Here is a 16,621-nt window from a genome sequence, read left to right on the forward strand (position 1 = left end):
TACCTGTCACGTTTTATGGTTGGCCACTGAGGTTAATTTACGGATTACTGGGAGATATTCCCACGGCTTCCACCAAAGGCCATATCTTTGCTGTGGTCGCTAAATTCAGTTACCCCTGCAATATGTTTAGCTTGGTCGCCAAAGAAGTGCCCATTTGTTGAGCCTGATTCACCATTAAGAGTAGCCGCTCCGGCGAAAGTGGCATTGTTATTTATGGTGGCATTAATATTGGTTGCACCAATATTCCCTGCTAAGGATTTAGTTCCAAAGTTGGCTGTCAGAGTACCTGCGGCTAGGGCACCTCCATTATATTGGCTTATCCCTTTAACAGAGTATTCCGCAGTGCCCGCTGTTGGCATATTGGTGGTGACATCTTTACCAGAGTAGTAAGCCGTGTGTGTTGTGTCACTAGCTTGTCCGGTTGATGACCATTCGCCGAAATAGACTTCTGCATCTGCTACTTTTGCAAAGTTAAATACGCCCATTTTGTCATGTGAACCAGAGCTATTAGGCATAGAGACCACATGTGCTTCATTCCCTGGTTGTTTTGGCGCCATTTTTGTTAACCCAGAGAATGAAATGATTTTTCCACCGTAAACAGATTGCACACCAATACCAGGATCACCCGCAGCACCACCATGTCCACCACCGGTTCCTTCTGTCGCTCCAACACGAATGGAAGGTTCATTGGGATCGAAAGGTTGGCTTTGGCCAGAACCGATTGCTGCAGAAGCACCAAAAGTCATTGTGCAGGTTGCGAGTGCTAGAGCGATAATATTTAACTTTTTCATCGAAATACTCCATTTTTATTAAAGATATTAACGATACTATTGATTAAGAAATTATTATTTCGCATATATATGACGAGAGTTATTAAATCAAATAATAATATAAATGCAAATGATAATTCTTCGCATTAACATTAAAATAATTATGGGTATCAATGGGATAGTGGTATTTAGTTTATTGTTAGTTGTTGATATTACGATTTATTTTTGTAATTAATTTGTTGGTTTATCAATTTTTATGATAATTATTTTTTAATAAAAAAGTTAAACTAGTCACATTTTAATGTGTTTGATTAAAAGAGTTACATAAAAAACATTAAAGTTAGTGTTGTTTACTGTTTCATCATCGGCGCTAGTCAATGGCGGGCTAAATAAATTAAAATAGTAAATGAAAATAAGGCGCATTATCATTAATGGTGTGGTAATTTAGCTTTTACCGATCACTATTAGATTAATATTTACTCAAAATGCTAAGGGATAAAGTAATGGCACCATGGTTAATTTTTGGCGCTGGTGGAAAAGGTGTTGGCCATCAGATTGCTCAGTTGGCAATAGCAGAGAAACATCCTGTCATCGCAGTTGTACGTAATAGGCAATCTGCAGCAGCGTTAGAGGCTGTAGGGGTGCAAGTTTTCATCGGCGATGCTTGTGATAGCGAGGTGGTTAAAGCTGCATGCCATGCCGCAGGAACAAATGCCACAGTTATTTCAACCATGGGAGGTACGCAAGATTATTTAGCTCACCGTACGGTGATTGATTGTGCCGAGCAAGCGGGTATATCTCGCATGGTGTTAGTTACGTCATTAGGCTGTGGAGATTCATGGCCTTATTTATCTGCTCGGTCACGCGCTGCGTTTGGTCAGGCAGTGAGAGAAAAATCCCTTGCGGAATCATGGCTACAAACTAGCTCGTTAGATTATGTGATTATTCGCCCTGGTGGGTTATTACATGGTGAACCAACGGGAAAAGCAGTTCTTCAACAAGAGGTTGAGGTTCATGGTTTAGTGATGCGCGCGGATGTTGCTTCACATGTTTACCAGTTGGCTAAGCAAGGGGAATTGAAAAAACAAATTTATAGCGTGGTACAACCCGGTCTGACACCCTCTTAATAAAACCAAGGATTTTTTTGCATAGTGACAACGACATCATAACTATCCTCAATTATTTGTTTATTGCCTTAGACTCGCATAATTTTGAACAAGTTATTCAAGTTTTAGGGGAACAAACAGAAAAGCATAAGGAGACAATCATGAATATTGCGCAACGATTGCAAGATAAAGGACGACAAGAAGGACGACAAGAAGGACGGCAAGAAGGGCTGCAGGAAGGATTTCAAAAAGGCAAAGAAGAGGCAAATATAACAACGGCACGGAATCTTTTGGAACAAGGAGTTAGTATTGAGATAATAATGAAAAGCACTGGGCTGAGCCGTGAAAAACTTATTTCTTTACAGTAACTCAGGTGTTATGACTAAAATTTAAAAGGGATATTATTTATCAATATCCCTTCATTTAATAATAGCTGAATAATATATAAATTATTTAAATGGCATCTACTAGGTTTGCTTATCCCATTGAACTAATGCTAACGACAGTTGACTCAAAGCGGCATAAAAACCAAACTCATCATATCGTTGGCAATTTTGGCTAAATACTGGCAGCCATTGCAGTAAAAGTGACAAAGTTTTTAGGCGTAATTGTTTCACTTTTTCTTGGTCCAAATGGGCTTCATTTAATGAAAAATGTAAGTGACTTAATAGCTCCAAAAAAATTGAAATATGGTCAGAAGGCTCGTTAAATGCCTCACTGGTTTCCATTCCTGCCTCGGCTAATAGGTACTTAATCTGTTCATTACCATGTTCACTGTTTGGATAAACTGAGGCGTAAGGTAAGGCTGATTGTTTATCTGACATTAAAAATAAACTACAAAAATCTGCGGCTAATTCGAGCTGAGCATCATTTCGCATCATTAGCGCTTTGATTTTTGTTTTAACCTCTTGAATTAGCGAAGTTAAAACAGGTTCCTGCTCGATAGTCGTAAACCAATCCATCATTTCGCTAGATTGAATCTGTGCTAACGTTGCATTATCTAATTCACGTGAGAACAATTGTGCTAGCCATGCATAAACACATGCTATTTGTTCTGGCGACAAAGTGATTTGTTTTGTCATTTGTTCACCTGTGATGCAGGAACATATTCACATTGAGCAACCATTTCAATTGGCCCATCGAATGCATTGACGTTATCCACTTGCCCTGTGTATTTTTCTATCTCCACTAAGGTTGTATGTGCGCTGGTGGCCTGCGCTAATTGAGAGGTTCCAATATCAAGCGTTAATACGTTTGGGTTTCCGTATTTGCACAGGGAATTGATTTCTCCACCCTTAGTCGGGTCATACCAAGCTCCTTCATGGATACGAGCAACGCCTTCTGTATATAAGTCAGAAACTACGGCTCCTGCTAACACTTGCCCGCGGTCGTTGAAAACACGAACAATATCACCATTTTGTATGCCTCTAGCTTTCGCATCTTGAGGGCTAATAAAGACCGGCTCTTTGCCACTCACAGAATAATATTGACGTAATACAGGGGACTCGCACAATTGTGAGTGTAAACGAAAATCGGGATGTGCGGATTGCAAATGTAGTGGCCATTTTTTTGAACCTGGACCACCATGAGAGCGTTCTGCTTTTTCGAACCACATTGGGTGACCTTGGCAATCATCATATTGCATATCAGCAATAGTTTTTGAGTAAATTTCAATTAAACCACTCGGTGTCCCTAAAGGTTCTAAGTCGGGATCTTCCCTAAATGCTTGATGACGAACAAACATTTGTGGATGTTCAAATTCCACATAGCCTTCTTTTTCCCAGAACGTATCGAAGGAGGGTAAATGAATACCACGGCCTTTTCCTTGTTGGCTGCCTTCTTGCCAAATGCGTTTTATCCAACCCATTTCGTCCAAACCTTCAGTAAAGGCTTCTTCACGACCAAAACGGCGGCATAGGTCACGTAAAATATCGAAGTCATTACGTGACTCAAACTGCGGTTCAACGAGTTGTTTCATCGCAATAATTCCACGATTTGAATGGTTACCGTATTGGTCAAGGTCATTACGTTCAAATTGTGTGGTTGCCGGTAATACGATATCGGCAAAACGACAGGTGGATGTCCATTGATTATCAATAGAGACAACCGTTTCTAGTTTGCGCCAACCTTCAATAATACGGTTAATTTGTTGGTGGCGGTGGAATGGGTTGGTTCCGGCAAATACACACATTTTTAGTGGAGGTAATTTAACTGCTTTACCGTTCCAGTTGATTGTTTTTCCGGGTTCTAAAATAGCATCAATAAAACGAGCAATAGGAATGGTGCTGCTGTAGCCTTTGTAGTCATTGTTATCATGAATAGGTGGCACTTTGGTTGAGCCGGAAAAACCACTTAAAATAATTCCCTGGCGGCTTGGGGTTCCTGCTCCATTATAGTGCCAACCGAAACCAAATCCTCCACCCGGTAAGCCAATCTGACCTAACATCGCAGCCAAAACGACAATCATCCAAGACCATTGTTCACCATGTTGCATACGTTGAACACACCAACCTGCGATGATTTGGGTTCTATCTGCTGCCATTTGGCGGGCTAAAGCGCGGATTGTGTCGGCATCAATGCCACAGATTTCAGCCGCCCATTGTGCATCTTTGGGTTGTCCATCTGTTTTTCCCATTAAGTAGGGAACAAATTGCTCGAAACCAACACAATATTCTTTTAAGAAGGTTTTATCATGCAAGTTTTCACTGTAAAGCGTGTGGGCGATGGCTAATTGCAGTGGGACATCCGCTTGCGGGTTAATCGCAATATGCTGAACATTAGTACGCCCAAGGTAATCATGAGTAGAGGTGATTATCGGGTCGATACTGATGACTTTTATCTCGCCACTAGCAGCTTTCTCTTTCAGTTGTTCATAATATTCATAAACGTCATGATCAGGACACCACCAGTTAGCTTGTTGGTTTTTAATCAGGTCAGAGCCCCATAATACGATGGTTTTACTATTTTTAAGGACTAGTGGCCAAGAGGTTTGTTGTTCATAAACCTCCATTGACCCGACAACTCGAGGTAAAATCACTTGTGCAGCACCCGTCGAGTAGTCTCCGCCAGTACTGACACTATTACCGTGCAGCGCAATGGCGCGGGCTAACATACCTGATGCATTGTGGAGCATCCCTGTCGATTGCCAGCCATTTGCAGTAAGTAATCCACTTGGTCCATAAGTTGTTTGAATACGTTCTAATTCTTGATAGAACAAATCAAGGGCCTCATCCCAAGAAACACGTACGAAGCGGTTATCACCTCGTTGTGAGGTGTCACTTAAATGGCGTTTACGTAGCCAGTCAACACGCACCATTGGGTAACGGATACGGGCAGTGCCATGCACATGGTCAGGCAATCCTGCAATCATTTTTGATGGAAATTTATCGTGTTCAAAGGGTTTTGCTTCGATAAAACGGCCATCAACTACGGTAGCGCGAATTGCGCCCCAGTGTGACCCAGTTAGAATGCCTTCTTGTACCACCGCAGTTTGTTCTCCAGCTGTTGCAGCGTTAGCCTTACGTGGTGTTAATAGGGAAGGGCCTAACATACCCGCAACAGTGAGCCCGCCAAGCTGGAACAAAAAGTGTCGACGAGAAGCTTGAAAAGTTGGATTATTTTTCATTCTGTACTCCGTTATCACCGTGTGAAGATCCTGCGGTATCAGATGCATTCATTTGTAAGTATTTCAATAAGGTACGCTCTTCTCGCTTATCTAAACTGGTAAAGCCAATCATACCGTTTAATGTGCCTATCCAACCGTTAGCATCAAAGTGAGCAATATCTGGCGCGCCATGGCATTGATTACAAGAACCGTTATATAAAGAGTCTGCATAAGCCCATATCGGTTTGATATCATTGACCATATCACCTTGCTGCATCCATGCAGTCGCTTGCAGTTTGCTCCATGACGTATCTGTTGCAGCGACGACGGTGCTTTCTAAATTTTTCACATTTTCTTGAACATCACCACGTATCGAAGCTACGAAAATTCGCTTGCCGGGGAATTCAGATAGAACTCGTTGGCGACCATCGGTTTCTGTCCACCCTGTGATTTCAACTTGTAGCCAATCGCCATCACGTTTTAGGACTTTCACCTCTGAGGCAGGAAGTAACGAGCCAGCGGGGTCTTTATCCCCTTTATTGGAATATAAAGGTTTAATATCAAGTGAATAAAGAATGTCAGCATCACTATTTGCTTTCGCCCTTAACTCATCAAATTGCTTACGAAAGCCACCGCTCATATCGGGTAATTGGTGGGCAATCCCTTTATGGCAGTCAATACATGACTGATTTTCTTTCGCAGCGATTTGCATTTGGCGAGCTGCTTCTGGATTTTGTTTAGCGTGATCCATTGAGTCATAATCATGGCAAGAGCGGCAAGTAGCAGAATTATTTTCTTTCATGCGAGCCCACTCGCGTTCCGCAAGTTCGGCACGTTTGGCTTCAAATTTTTCTGGGGTATCTATCGAGTGAGCAATAAATGTTTGATAAATATCATTGCTTGCTTCGAGTTTCCGTTTAATCATGCCTGGAAGGTCGGAGGGAATATGGCAGTCATGGCATTCTGCGCGTACGCCAGATGCATTTTGGAAATGTACAGATTGCTTATATTCTTCGTAAACGGGTTCCATGCTATGGCAACTGACACAAAACTCGGTGGTGCTAGTCACTTTCATCCCAACATGGGGAACAACGATTAACGCAACACCCACTGCAATCCCGACAACGATTAACGTTAGCATTGACCAACGAGCACTTGGTTTTCGCAACGCTCTCCAGAGTTTCCGCATAATAGCCCCTGTAATTATATGGTTTAATACAGGCGATCTTATTGAGTTAATATGAATAGCGGTACTAGTCAGAATGAACAGCTTACGGCAAAATATGAGCAAATATGAACAGATATGAACAGAAGAGAGTATATCAATGACATCACATCATATTGTGGTTGTTGAAGATGAACCCGTTACTCAGGCTCGCTTACAGGCTTACTTTGAGCAAGAAGGGTATCGTGTTTCTGTAACGGGGAATGGCGCGGGGCTACGCGAAATTATGGACCAGCAAGCCGTTGACTTGATTCTGTTGGATATTAATTTACCAGATGAAAACGGGTTAATGTTAACAAGGGCACTACGTGAGCGTTTCACGGTAGGAATTATTTTAGTCACAGGTCGCTGTGACCAAATTGACCGTATTGTGGGTTTAGAAATGGGAGCCGATGACTATGTTACTAAGCCCTTGGAACTCAGGGAATTAGTCGTTCGCGTTAAAAATTTACTTTGGCGAATTGACCTTGCTAAGCCTTCGCAAGCTCAAGTTGTTTCACAAGATAATTGTTATCAGTTTGCTGGCTATTGCCTAAATGTTTCGATGCATACGCTCGAATTTGAGCATCAGGCTATCAAACTCACACGGGCTGAATATGAAATGCTAGTGGCTTTTGTGACGAACCCGCGGGAGATTTTAAGCCGAGAACGTCTTTTACGTATGTTATCTGCCCGACGAGTTGATAACCCTGACTTACGTACCATAGATGTACTTATTCGCCGTTTACGCCATAAAATCAAAGCGGATTTATTAGTGACTCAGCATGGTGAAGGCTATTTTTTAGCCGCCGATGTATATTGATATACGGGCCTAAAGCCTCCTGGAGATAATGAGTTGCGTAAGTGTTCACTATCTGCGTTTTGTTGGGTAAGCACTAAAATCGGCGGGCTTATATTGTTTGGAACCGGCTGCTTTTGTAGTACTTTGATGGCTTGTTCAATCACTAGCTCACCTTGCCAAACCATTTGGTCGCTGGCAGCCATAATAATTCGGCCTCTTTTTAACCCGCGGTAGACTTGGTGAGAAAGGTAAAAAGAGACAATATTCAATGGGTTCGTTAAGTTTCGGCCTTCACCCATTGCGGCCTCAGCAGCAATAGCAGTGCCAACGACGACATCGACATCAGGGTTACGCTCTAACATTTCATGTAATAGATTGCGTTGAACCTCAAGGTCGTTATCCCCTTGCGCCACATCCACAATTTGTACTTGGCTACCTGCAATAGCTTCTCGGAATCCTTGCTCCATTTCATGGCTGCCTCCGGCATTTAATGGGCCAGGCATAAGTAAAACTTTCAATGGCTTACCTTGACTCCATTGGACTAAATAGCGCCCCGGTTGATAACCCATTTGAAACCAAGGTACACCAACGCGGGTTTTAATTGTTTTATCGTGTGTAGCATTGATGACTTCAATGACAGGCGTATTTTCTACCAGTTGGCTAAGGTTTGGAAAAGTTGTGGTGCTACTGCCTAGTAAGATGGCATCTGCTCCCCATTGTTGGCACTGTGTAATTTGCTTTTGTTGGGTTGCTAGTTGGTTATATCCACCGGCTTCTAATACGTTTAGGTTAACGCCATAGTGTTTTGCCGCTTTTTGCATTCCGTAATTAATTGATAACCAATAAGAATCTTTTAGGCTAGGATAAAGCGCACACAACTTCCATGTTTTTGTGGCGGTAACGGGATCATGTGGTTGCTGGTCAAAATGCAGTGTGTCACGCCACTGAATTAGTGAGCTATCGTGCGCCGTTGCTAGGCTCAACAACGAGTGAAATGTGAACAGTAGTAAAATCAATACACGCATGATAGCCTCACAAACCAGAAACCTTTATCCTAAATGCATTCTTGCTGCTAACTCAACCATTTTAATTTTTAGGCTAACCAAACCGTGAATTTATCACTAACTAGACGACTATGGATGGGCTTTGCGTTGATGGCTGCATTGACCTTTATTAGCACCCTTGTGGGATGGTACAACTTACGTTTTGTTAGCCAAGTTGAACAGGCCAACACCGAGGCTCTGATCCCAACCATGAATATGGCAAGGCAACTGAGTGAAGCGAGCGCTTGGGAGCTATTTTCTGCACAAAATCTCACAAATGCAGATAGCGAAAGTATTTGGTTAGCACAAGGACGAATGTTAACGGCACAAAGCCTTAAAATCACTAATTTACTGAAAATATTAAGAGAACAAGGCTTTAATACACAAAATATTGAACAACAAGAAAAAGAAATTGCTCAGTCATTAAGCCAACAGGGTGAATTAGTTGGGCAGCGGTTAAAACTGCGCGCAGAGCAACAACAATTAAGGCAGCATATCATTGCGGCGGCGGGAGATATCGCCCAAAAGGCACATGGTCAGGCAAACAATGCCGCCACCTCAGCGGGAGCAACTCAAGTCAGTATTTACGACCTTATTGAAAGGAAACAAGGGGAACAAGCACAACAAGCCCTTGATCAACTAATTGATATTGACCTTGAATATGCCAGCCAAATGAATGAGCTTCGATTAAGCGCGATGCGTGTACAGCAAATGGTACTTAATTTAGGTTCAAACCAGCCCCACCGCAATATGGCAGAATTAGAAAAACAGTTGAATTCTGCAGTTAAAATCTTACAACGTCGGCAAAAATATATTGAAGACCCTGCAGTGCGAGGCCAAGTAGAAAACGCGTTAAATAGCGTGAAGCGCTATACCGAGTTAATCGCGTTGTACCGGCAAGATAACGACATCACAACACGTTTACAGATTTTATCACAAAATAATATTGACCAATTTGCACGTTTTAGTAGTGAAGTAGCGCAATTAGTTGACATCATTGAGCTTCGTAACCAAACTGCATTGGGACAACTTAAACAAGCCAGTGAACGAGGGCAGAATTGGTTGTTAGCATTGAGTATTGTCTCATTACTCTCACTTATCTTGATCCTTTGGCGAGTGGTTTATCGTTTAGTGACAAAGCCGCTGGCACAGCAAACCCAAGCCCTTCAACGCTTATTAGAGGGCGATATTGACTCTGCATTTCCTGAAACTGCAGGGGTAAAAGAGCTTGATACGATTGGCCGTTTAATGGATGCATTTCGTGAAAGTGTTCATGCCTTAAATAATCAGCGTGAACAGCTAGCAGACGAAGTCAAAGCGAGGACGGCAGAATTGCGCGTGATGGTTGTTGAGCACCGCAAAGCTCGTTCTGAAGCAGAACAAGCCAATCAGGCTAAATCGGCATTTTTAGCGGCAATGAGCCATGAAATTCGCACTCCTCTTTATGGGATTTTGGGGACAGCGCAATTGTTATTAGAAAATAAAGCACTTAGCCAATATCATGATGATTTATATGCGATTACTGACTCAGGTGAATCTTTATTAGCAATTTTGAATGACATTTTGGACTACTCCGCAATTGAAGCAGGGGGACAAAATGTTTCCATCAATGATGAGCCTTTTGAGCCCAAGCCGTTATTAGAAAGTACTTTGTATTTAATGAATGCCAGTAATAAAAATAGTGCTATTCAGTTAGTTGCAGATATTGCGGATGATTTGCCGATTGCTTTACAAGGGGACCCGCTACGGATCCGACAAATTATCACGAATTTACTCAGTAATGCATTGCGCTTTACTCAAAAGGGGCAAATCACTTTGCGTAGTTGCCGTTATGGTAAATATTGGTTTATTGAAGTGGAAGACACAGGGTGTGGCATTGATAGCTCGCGATTTACTGATATTTTTAAGCCATTTGTGCAAGTAGATAGCCAGCGGGGTGGTACAGGACTTGGGCTGACAATTAGTGCAAGTCTAGCGCAAGCGATGGGAGGTGAATTGACGGTTAGTAGCCAGTTGGGGAGCGGGAGCTGCTTTCGTTTAACATTGCCGCTATGTATCACCTCTCATCCAGTGGGTAAATCGGCTGAGCTGCCATTAGACATGCGAGGTGTGAATTTATTACTCATAGAAGACAACCCATTGACTCAAAAAATTAGTGGAGAAATGTTAACCCGTAGTGGGGCTCAGGTAACCGTTGTTGGCTCTGCTGCTGAGGCTTTGGCGACTCTACAAGCTGGTCAACAATTTACGGCGGCATTGGTGGATTTTGGCTTACCTGACATCGATGGTATCACCTTGGCTAAACAAATAGCGAAAACTTACCCTACATTGATTTTGATTGGTTTTAGTGCTCATGTGATTGATGAAACATTGCGCCAACGAACCAGCCAAGTTTTTCGCGGTATCATTCAAAAACCGGTACCAAGAGATATGTTAAATCAATTAATTGTTAAATATATTTCAGGTGGTGAATATACATTGTCTGATTCTGGTGTTCAGGGAGAAGTTATAAATTTACAACAACTTGCCAGTGATGCCGAATTAATGGGATTCCAGAAAATTCGCGAATGGGTGAGTATTTTTAAACAACATTCCTTGCCTTTGCTCGATCAAATTGACATTGCACGAGCAGAAAGTAACGCAGAACAAATAAAGCGCCTTGCTCACCAGTTAAAAAGCAGTTGTGCCAGTTTGGGAATGCAAAATGCAGTACAAAGCTGCGTATTATTAGAACAGCAGCCAATGGCGGATACCCAATTGAAGGATGATATCCAGCAAGGCTTACGGGCTATTGATCAATGGTTGAATAAAATACATTGACTCTTTAACTAGCCCGTAAGGTTAACAAAGATATATATTCAGGACAAAAGCTTAGCGAGCAACCCGTAGGCCCCCGGTCACACCTTGTGGGCTCCAAAGTATTTGCCATAATTGAATATCTCTCGCTCTAAATGCACCTGCACAAGCATTTAAATAATAAGAAAACATGCGTTTGAAGCGAGGCGTATAATTATGTTCGAGCTCTGGCCAAGCCGCTTGAAAACGGGAATACCACGCCATAAGTGTATGGTCATAATCTGCACCAAAATTATGCCAATCCTCCATTACCAGTTTGCCTTCGCTGGTTTCGCCAATATTTTGTACAGACGGTAGGCAGCCGTTTGGGAAAATATACTTGTTAGTCCATGGGTCGACATTTACTTTATTTTGATTAGAACCAATGGTGTGAAGTAAAAACAAGCCATTAGTTTTTAAATTGCGTTGAATAACATCAAAGTAAGTTGCATAGTTTTTAGGCCCGACATGCTCAAACATGCCTACAGAGACAATACGGTCAAATTGGTCGTTGAGATTCCGATAATCGTCTAATTTAATATCGACATCTAAGCCTGCACAGCGAGCTTGAGCATATTTTTGTTGCTCAGCGGAAATAGTGACACCCGTGACAGAAACTCCATAGTTTTTTGCTGCATAGGCAGCTAGCCCTCCCCATCCACAGCCGATATCCAGTAATCGCATACCTGGTTTTAATTGCAGTTTTTCGCAGATTAAATTTAATTTTTGTTCTTGAGCAAGAGGGAGGTTTTCAGGAACCGTTTCTAAACCTTTCCAGTAGCCGCAAGAATATTGCATATAAGGGTCGAGCATCAGGGAAAATAAGTCATTCCCGAGGTCGTAATGTTCTTCTCCAACAATGCGAGCACGTTTTAGGGTTTGTAAATTGCGAACGCGTGCGACAGCAATTTTCAATGTATCACTGAAATTATGAGGTATTTTTTTATCGAGCTTATGGCGTAATACATGTTGGAAAAATATGTCTAAACGTTCGCAATCCCACCAACCATCCATATAGCTTTCACCTAATCCTAATGAGCCTTGTTGTAGTACTCGTTTAAAGAATTGGTGGTTGTGAACTTGAATATCGAAAGGGCGGGAGCCATTAATTTTAATACCAGCTTCACTTAATAATTCAGCAGCAATGCGTTGCCAAGAATCGATAGTATTTTTTTGGTTAACGACTTGTTCAGTACTCATCTGATCTCCAATTTTTTTCAAAGTGGGATTCAGAGAACTTTATTTGTGACGTATTCGCGGTACAGCAAAACAGGAATATTGGCCACCGCTGCATGACAGTCAGTGTATTAGCGTTATTGTTGCTATAAATAAAGCTCAAATCCAGTTTCAGATAACTCTCTAAAAAATATAAAACGTTCGCATTGAATTTCAATAGAAATTGCGCTTAATACTTAGAAATGGCACTTATAACCAAAAAAGGAGTTCTTATAAGACGTTTATTTGCTCACCAAAGCTTTCAAGCTCTGCAATAAGTATTGGATTAAGTCTAGTATATAGGAATGAATTTTGTGTAAGAATTACGTTATTAGTTGCTTTTTATCCGATTAAGATTAGTTCTTCGGGCTGGTTTTATTTAAATTAATGATGAGCTATAAGACAATTGGCTCACCTACTGTTGTAGAGAGCCATTTTGGAATAAAAAATTAATGGTTAGATTTTTGGAGTATATCCATAACGGATTGTTTCCGTTTGTTCTAAATGAATTTGGGTTACCGCAGGTTGGGTATTGGCAATCACCTGACCATCACGAACCGAATAACGTACAGGAACTTGACGGCGTACGGCATCGAAGCCATTTTCTGCAGGTAAAATCAATAAACTAGCTCGCTTCCCTTCACTCACACCATAATCTTGCAAGTTCAACGTACGTGCGCTGTACTCACTAATCAGTTTCAGCCCATCATTGATTTGCTGGTAACCCATTAATTGGCAAACATGTAACCCCATATGCAGGACTTGCAGCATATTAGCTGTACCAAGTGGGTACCAAGGGTCAAAAACATCATCGTGGCCGAAGCAGACATTAATATCTGCGGCTAGCATCTCTTTCACTCGCGTAATCCCACGGCGTTTTGGATAAGTATCAAAGCGGCCTTGTAAGTGAATATTCACTAGCGGGTTAGCCACAAAGTTAATCCCAGACATTTTTAGCAGACGAAATAAACGGGAAGTATAAGCGCCATTGTATGAATGCATCGCAGTAGTATGGCTTGCCGTGACGCGAGAACCCATCCCCTGTGCATGTGCTAGCGCTGCGACAGTTTCCACAAAACGGGATTGCTCATCATCGATTTCATCACAGTGGACATCAATCAAACGGTCATATTTTTGTGCTAAAGCGAACGTTTTATGGAGTGATTCTACACCATACTCACGAGTAAATTCGAAATGTGGAATAGCACCAACGACGTCGGCTCCAAGGCGTAGTGCTTCTTCTAACAAGGCTTCGCCATTTGGATAAGACAAAATACCTTCTTGTGGAAAAGCAACAATTTGCACATCAACCCAAGGCGCGATTTCTTGTTTTACTTCTAACATCGCTTTCAGTGCGGTTAATGTTGGGTCTGACACATCCACATGGGTGCGAACATGTTGAATACCATTGGCAATTTGCCATTTAAGGGTTTGCCACGCGCGGTTTTTAACATCCTCGTGAGTAAGCATCGCTTTGCGCTCCGCCCAACGTTCAATGCCTTCAAAGAGTGTTCCAGACTGGTTCCAGCTTGGTTGCCCAGCGGTTTGAGTAGTATCCAAGTGAATGTGTGGCTCAACGAAGGGCGCGGTCACCAAACCACCTTCACCGTCTAAGCTGTTTGGCAATATTTCGCCTTCAGGTTGTGGAAGGATAGCTTGAATTTTTTGGTTGTCGATATCAATACGCCACAGCCCATCACGCTCGGGTAAACGGATATTATGGATATGTTTGATAGTTTGATTAAGCACGGGTCATCTCCGAATCAGTAGTATGGCGGCGATTTAATAATGGGTTAAGGATAGCGTAACATAATGCACCACCCAGCACGGCATTGACAGGGACAATACCGGGTAACCAGTTACCTGCGATAACCCCAGCGGCAACAGCGATTAATGCACTGATGTTGACATCACGCATTTTACTGCGGTCAAAGGTTTCATAGCGGTGACGGTACATGAGGTAGTCTGCGATGATAATTCCACCAATAGGAGGAATAGCCGCTGATAAGAAAGTTAGCCAGCCGACAAAATTATTATATAACCACAGTGCGCATAACGTTCCTACCAGTCCATTGACAATGGATAAGGTTTTGCTGGATAAGCCGGTGATATTGGCAAACCCCAAGCCTGACGCGTATAGGGCGTTATCATTAGTTGTCCAAATATTTAGACCTAAAACGATAATTGCGGGTAATAGTAAACCTTGAGCAATCATCACATCAGAGATATCTGCCATACCTAATGATGCAGCGCCAGCGGCGCCAAAGATAAACATCAATGAGTTACCAAGGAAAAAGGCAATAATAGCGACAAGTACTGCAATTTTAGGTCTTCGCCCGAAGCGCACAAAATCGGCCGTTAATGTTCCTGCACTCACAAAAGAGCCTACAACCATGGCTAAAGCAAGGTTAAAATCGATGGGTTTTGCGGGTACGACAGCCTGCAATGCACTCATTCCACCCATATCAGTGATAGCAAGGTAAACGGAGTAACTACCGAGTATCGCAATGGCAGGAACAGCAACGATTGACAGAACTGTAAGAGCAGAAATACCAAAAAACACAGTAACGGTCATTAAGACCCCGGAAATACCAATTAACCAGTTGATATCCCAGCCTGTTGCTTTACCAACAGGAATGGCAAACATCGCAACACCGACACCAAACCAGCCAACTTGTGTGCCGCCTAATAGGAAAGAGGGGAGCCATGAGCCTTTAATACCAAAAGAATAACGAGCAAGAAGGTGAGTGGTTAAGCCTGTTTTAGAACCAATAAAACCAAGAAATGCGGTGTAGATACCAAGAAGAAGATTACCGATAAGAACTGCGAGGAAGAAATCATGAAAATCAAGACCGGTACCGAGAGCGCCTCCGGTCCACATACTGGCGGAAAAGAACGTTAAACCTAGCATCACAAAGGTTAATGCTAGTCCGCCTTTCCGCGCTGATATGGGCACGGGGCCATGGCTATAATTTTTATCGTCAGGCACGATTGTCTCCAGTTATTTTTTTCAGGCCAAAAAAATCCGACGCATTCTATAGCCATCAAAACAAAAAGCAAACGTTTTCGTCAATAATTTAAAATAATTAATGTATTCAAGAATAATTTTATTTATGGAATTAAAAGTAGAAATAATAGATAACTTAGGGTTTAAATTGCCTTATTTTTCAGTAATTCAATGCATTCTTGAGCACCACGTTTAAGCACATGACCTTGCAAACATACCGCGTGAATAGGCAGTTTGAAGCCATTTGGGGTATTTTTAAACTCAAGGGGTTTTAGTGAGCCATCGTTCAATTTATCTTTAATTAGTGACAAAGGGAAATTTCCCCATCCCATACCACCCTCGACTAAACCGAGAGCCAAAGAAAAACTATCTGTTTTCCAATAATTACTGGAAACTAGAATGCGTATATCACTCAATTCACGTTGGCGGCTCGCAATAATAATTTGCCGGCTTTCAACAAGGTCTTCGATATAGAGCGATGTTTTATTTTGTAAAGAGGGATGTTTAGCCGAAATGGTGGCAATAATTGATTCTTCGCCAATATAATGAAATTGCTCTTGAGAATTAACATTTAAACCGCCAAAGACAATCGCAAGGTGAATTTGTTGTTCATGTAATAACGGTAGAAGATCATCTTGAGGTGCGGTAATCAGTTCAATATGCAGTAAAGGATAACGCTGGCTTAAAATATGTAGAGCATCAAAGAGTAAATTGGCATTGATACCTGCTGCAATACCAATGGTCAATTTACTTTCGACACCTTGGGTCAACTCTAAAGAAAAAGTATTGAGTTGTGATAAATTAGCCACAATATGCCGTGCATAGGGCGCTAATGAAAGCGCTTTTTCAGTGGGTTTAGGCTCTCTAGTGTGTCTATCAAATAGTTCAAATCCAAGTTCAGCTTCTAGATTCGCCACGGCCATACTGACCGCGGATGGCACGCGTTTCAATGCTCTAGCCGCCGCAGAAAATGAGCCTTTATCTAACACGGTGAGAAAAATCGTTAGGTTGTCACTATTAAATGGCATTATTCAC

13 protein-coding genes are annotated in these 16,621 nt (G+C 42.0%); 4 read left to right on the plus strand and 9 right to left on the minus strand.

The window, feature by feature from the left end; all coding sequences use genetic code 11:
• Nucleotides 1-44 precede the first annotated feature (44 nt).
• Entirely contained in the window at nucleotides 45-791 is a 747-nt protein-coding gene (locus tag FVA72_RS06010) for a Slam-dependent surface lipoprotein (RefSeq protein WP_004262381.1), read from the minus strand.
• A 482-nt stretch (nucleotides 792-1,273) separates the two neighbouring features.
• Between FVA72_RS06010 and FVA72_RS06015 the strand changes: the two genes are divergently transcribed.
• Nucleotides 1,274-1,897, plus strand: a complete 624-nt coding sequence (locus tag FVA72_RS06015) for an SDR family oxidoreductase (RefSeq protein WP_036958498.1) — start codon at nucleotides 1,274-1,276, stop codon at nucleotides 1,895-1,897.
• A 140-nt stretch (nucleotides 1,898-2,037) separates the two neighbouring features.
• Complete coding sequence (locus tag FVA72_RS21635) at nucleotides 2,038-2,244, plus strand: hypothetical protein (protein ID WP_227528911.1); 207 nt, start codon at nucleotides 2,038-2,040, stop codon at nucleotides 2,242-2,244.
• Nucleotides 2,245-2,343: 99 nt separating this feature from the next.
• Here FVA72_RS21635 and torD read toward each other — a convergent pair whose 3' ends face one another.
• The 3 genes from torD to torC are packed head-to-tail and all read right to left on the minus strand — an operon-like array spanning nucleotide 2,344 to nucleotide 6,669.
• Entirely contained in the window at nucleotides 2,344-2,958 is a 615-nt protein-coding gene (torD, locus tag FVA72_RS06025) for a molecular chaperone TorD (protein ID WP_004262368.1), read from the minus strand.
• Entirely contained in the window at nucleotides 2,955-5,501 is a 2,547-nt protein-coding gene (gene torA / locus FVA72_RS06030) for a trimethylamine-N-oxide reductase TorA (protein ID WP_110592202.1), read from the minus strand. Before torA ends, torD begins: the two co-directional genes overlap by 4 nt.
• Nucleotides 5,491-6,669 (minus strand): pentaheme c-type cytochrome TorC, encoded by a 1,179-nt coding sequence (torC, locus tag FVA72_RS06035; RefSeq protein ID WP_110592201.1) that lies wholly within the window; start codon nucleotides 6,667-6,669, stop codon nucleotides 5,491-5,493. Before torC ends, torA begins: the two co-directional genes overlap by 11 nt.
• 136 nt (nucleotides 6,670-6,805) lie before the next feature.
• On the opposite strand from torC, the gene torR reads away from it, so the two are divergent.
• Nucleotides 6,806-7,507, plus strand: a complete 702-nt coding sequence (gene torR, locus FVA72_RS06040; protein ID WP_004262356.1) for a two-component system response regulator TorR — start codon at nucleotides 6,806-6,808, stop codon at nucleotides 7,505-7,507.
• Here the strand turns inward: torR and torT are convergent.
• Nucleotides 7,480-8,511, minus strand: a complete 1,032-nt coding sequence (torT, locus tag FVA72_RS06045) for a TMAO reductase system periplasmic protein TorT (protein ID WP_110592200.1) — start codon at nucleotides 8,509-8,511, stop codon at nucleotides 7,480-7,482. The genes torR and torT overlap by 28 nt on opposite strands.
• An 84-nt stretch (nucleotides 8,512-8,595) precedes the next feature.
• Here torT and torS point away from each other — a divergent pair, with 84 nt between their 5' ends.
• Nucleotides 8,596-11,349, plus strand: a complete 2,754-nt coding sequence (gene torS, locus FVA72_RS06050; protein WP_110592199.1) for a TMAO reductase system sensor histidine kinase/response regulator TorS — start codon at nucleotides 8,596-8,598, stop codon at nucleotides 11,347-11,349.
• A gap of 51 nt (nucleotides 11,350-11,400) precedes the next feature.
• Here torS and cfa read toward each other — a convergent pair whose 3' ends face one another.
• The 4 genes from cfa to FVA72_RS06070 all read right to left on the minus strand — a co-directional run bounded on the left by cfa (nucleotide 11,401) and on the right by FVA72_RS06070 (nucleotide 16,614).
• Nucleotides 11,401-12,564, minus strand: coding sequence for a cyclopropane fatty acyl phospholipid synthase (cfa, locus tag FVA72_RS06055; RefSeq protein ID WP_110592198.1), 1,164 nt, complete (start codon nucleotides 12,562-12,564; stop codon nucleotides 11,401-11,403).
• 471 nt (nucleotides 12,565-13,035) lie between these two features.
• Nucleotides 13,036-14,328 (minus strand): cytosine deaminase, encoded by a 1,293-nt coding sequence (locus tag FVA72_RS06060; protein WP_110592197.1) that lies wholly within the window; start codon nucleotides 14,326-14,328, stop codon nucleotides 13,036-13,038.
• A complete protein-coding gene (gene codB, locus FVA72_RS06065) occupies nucleotides 14,321-15,568 on the minus strand; it encodes a cytosine permease (RefSeq protein ID WP_004262339.1) in 1,248 nt (415 codons plus the stop codon). The genes FVA72_RS06060 and codB overlap by 8 nt, the downstream gene beginning before the upstream one ends.
• Nucleotides 15,569-15,729: 161 nt before the next feature.
• The gene (locus FVA72_RS06070) at nucleotides 15,730-16,614 is read right to left on the minus strand and encodes a LysR family transcriptional regulator (protein WP_110592196.1); all 885 of its coding nucleotides are present in this window, start codon (nucleotides 16,612-16,614) and stop codon (nucleotides 15,730-15,732) included.
• Between the last annotated feature and the right edge of the window lie 7 nt (nucleotides 16,615-16,621).

Source organism: Providencia sp. PROV061 (genome assembly GCF_011045655.1).
Classification (GTDB): Bacteria; Pseudomonadota; Gammaproteobacteria; order Enterobacterales; family Enterobacteriaceae; genus Providencia; species Providencia hangzhouensis.

Excerpts from the sequence above, each read along its gene's own strand:
- torT (WP_110592200.1), bottom strand. The coding sequence starts at position 8,511 with ATGCGTGTATTGATTTTACTACTGTTCACATTTCACTCGTTGTTGAGC.
- torR (WP_004262356.1), top strand. The coding sequence starts at position 6,806 with ATGACATCACATCATATTGTGGTTGTTGAAGATGAACCCGTTACTCAG.
- FVA72_RS06010 (WP_004262381.1), bottom strand. The coding sequence starts at position 791 with ATGAAAAAGTTAAATATTATCGCTCTAGCACTCGCAACCTGCACAATG.
- torC (WP_110592201.1), bottom strand. The coding sequence starts at position 6,669 with ATGCGGAAACTCTGGAGAGCGTTGCGAAAACCAAGTGCTCGTTGGTCA.
- FVA72_RS06070 (WP_110592196.1), bottom strand. The coding sequence starts at position 16,614 with ATGCCATTTAATAGTGACAACCTAACGATTTTTCTCACCGTGTTAGAT.
- cfa (WP_110592198.1), bottom strand. The coding sequence starts at position 12,564 with ATGAGTACTGAACAAGTCGTTAACCAAAAAAATACTATCGATTCTTGG.
- FVA72_RS21635 (WP_227528911.1), top strand. The coding sequence starts at position 2,038 with ATGAATATTGCGCAACGATTGCAAGATAAAGGACGACAAGAAGGACGA.
- torD (WP_004262368.1), bottom strand. The coding sequence starts at position 2,958 with ATGACAAAACAAATCACTTTGTCGCCAGAACAAATAGCATGTGTTTAT.
- FVA72_RS06015 (WP_036958498.1), top strand. The coding sequence starts at position 1,274 with ATGGCACCATGGTTAATTTTTGGCGCTGGTGGAAAAGGTGTTGGCCAT.
- torA (WP_110592202.1), bottom strand. The coding sequence starts at position 5,501 with ATGAAAAATAATCCAACTTTTCAAGCTTCTCGTCGACACTTTTTGTTC.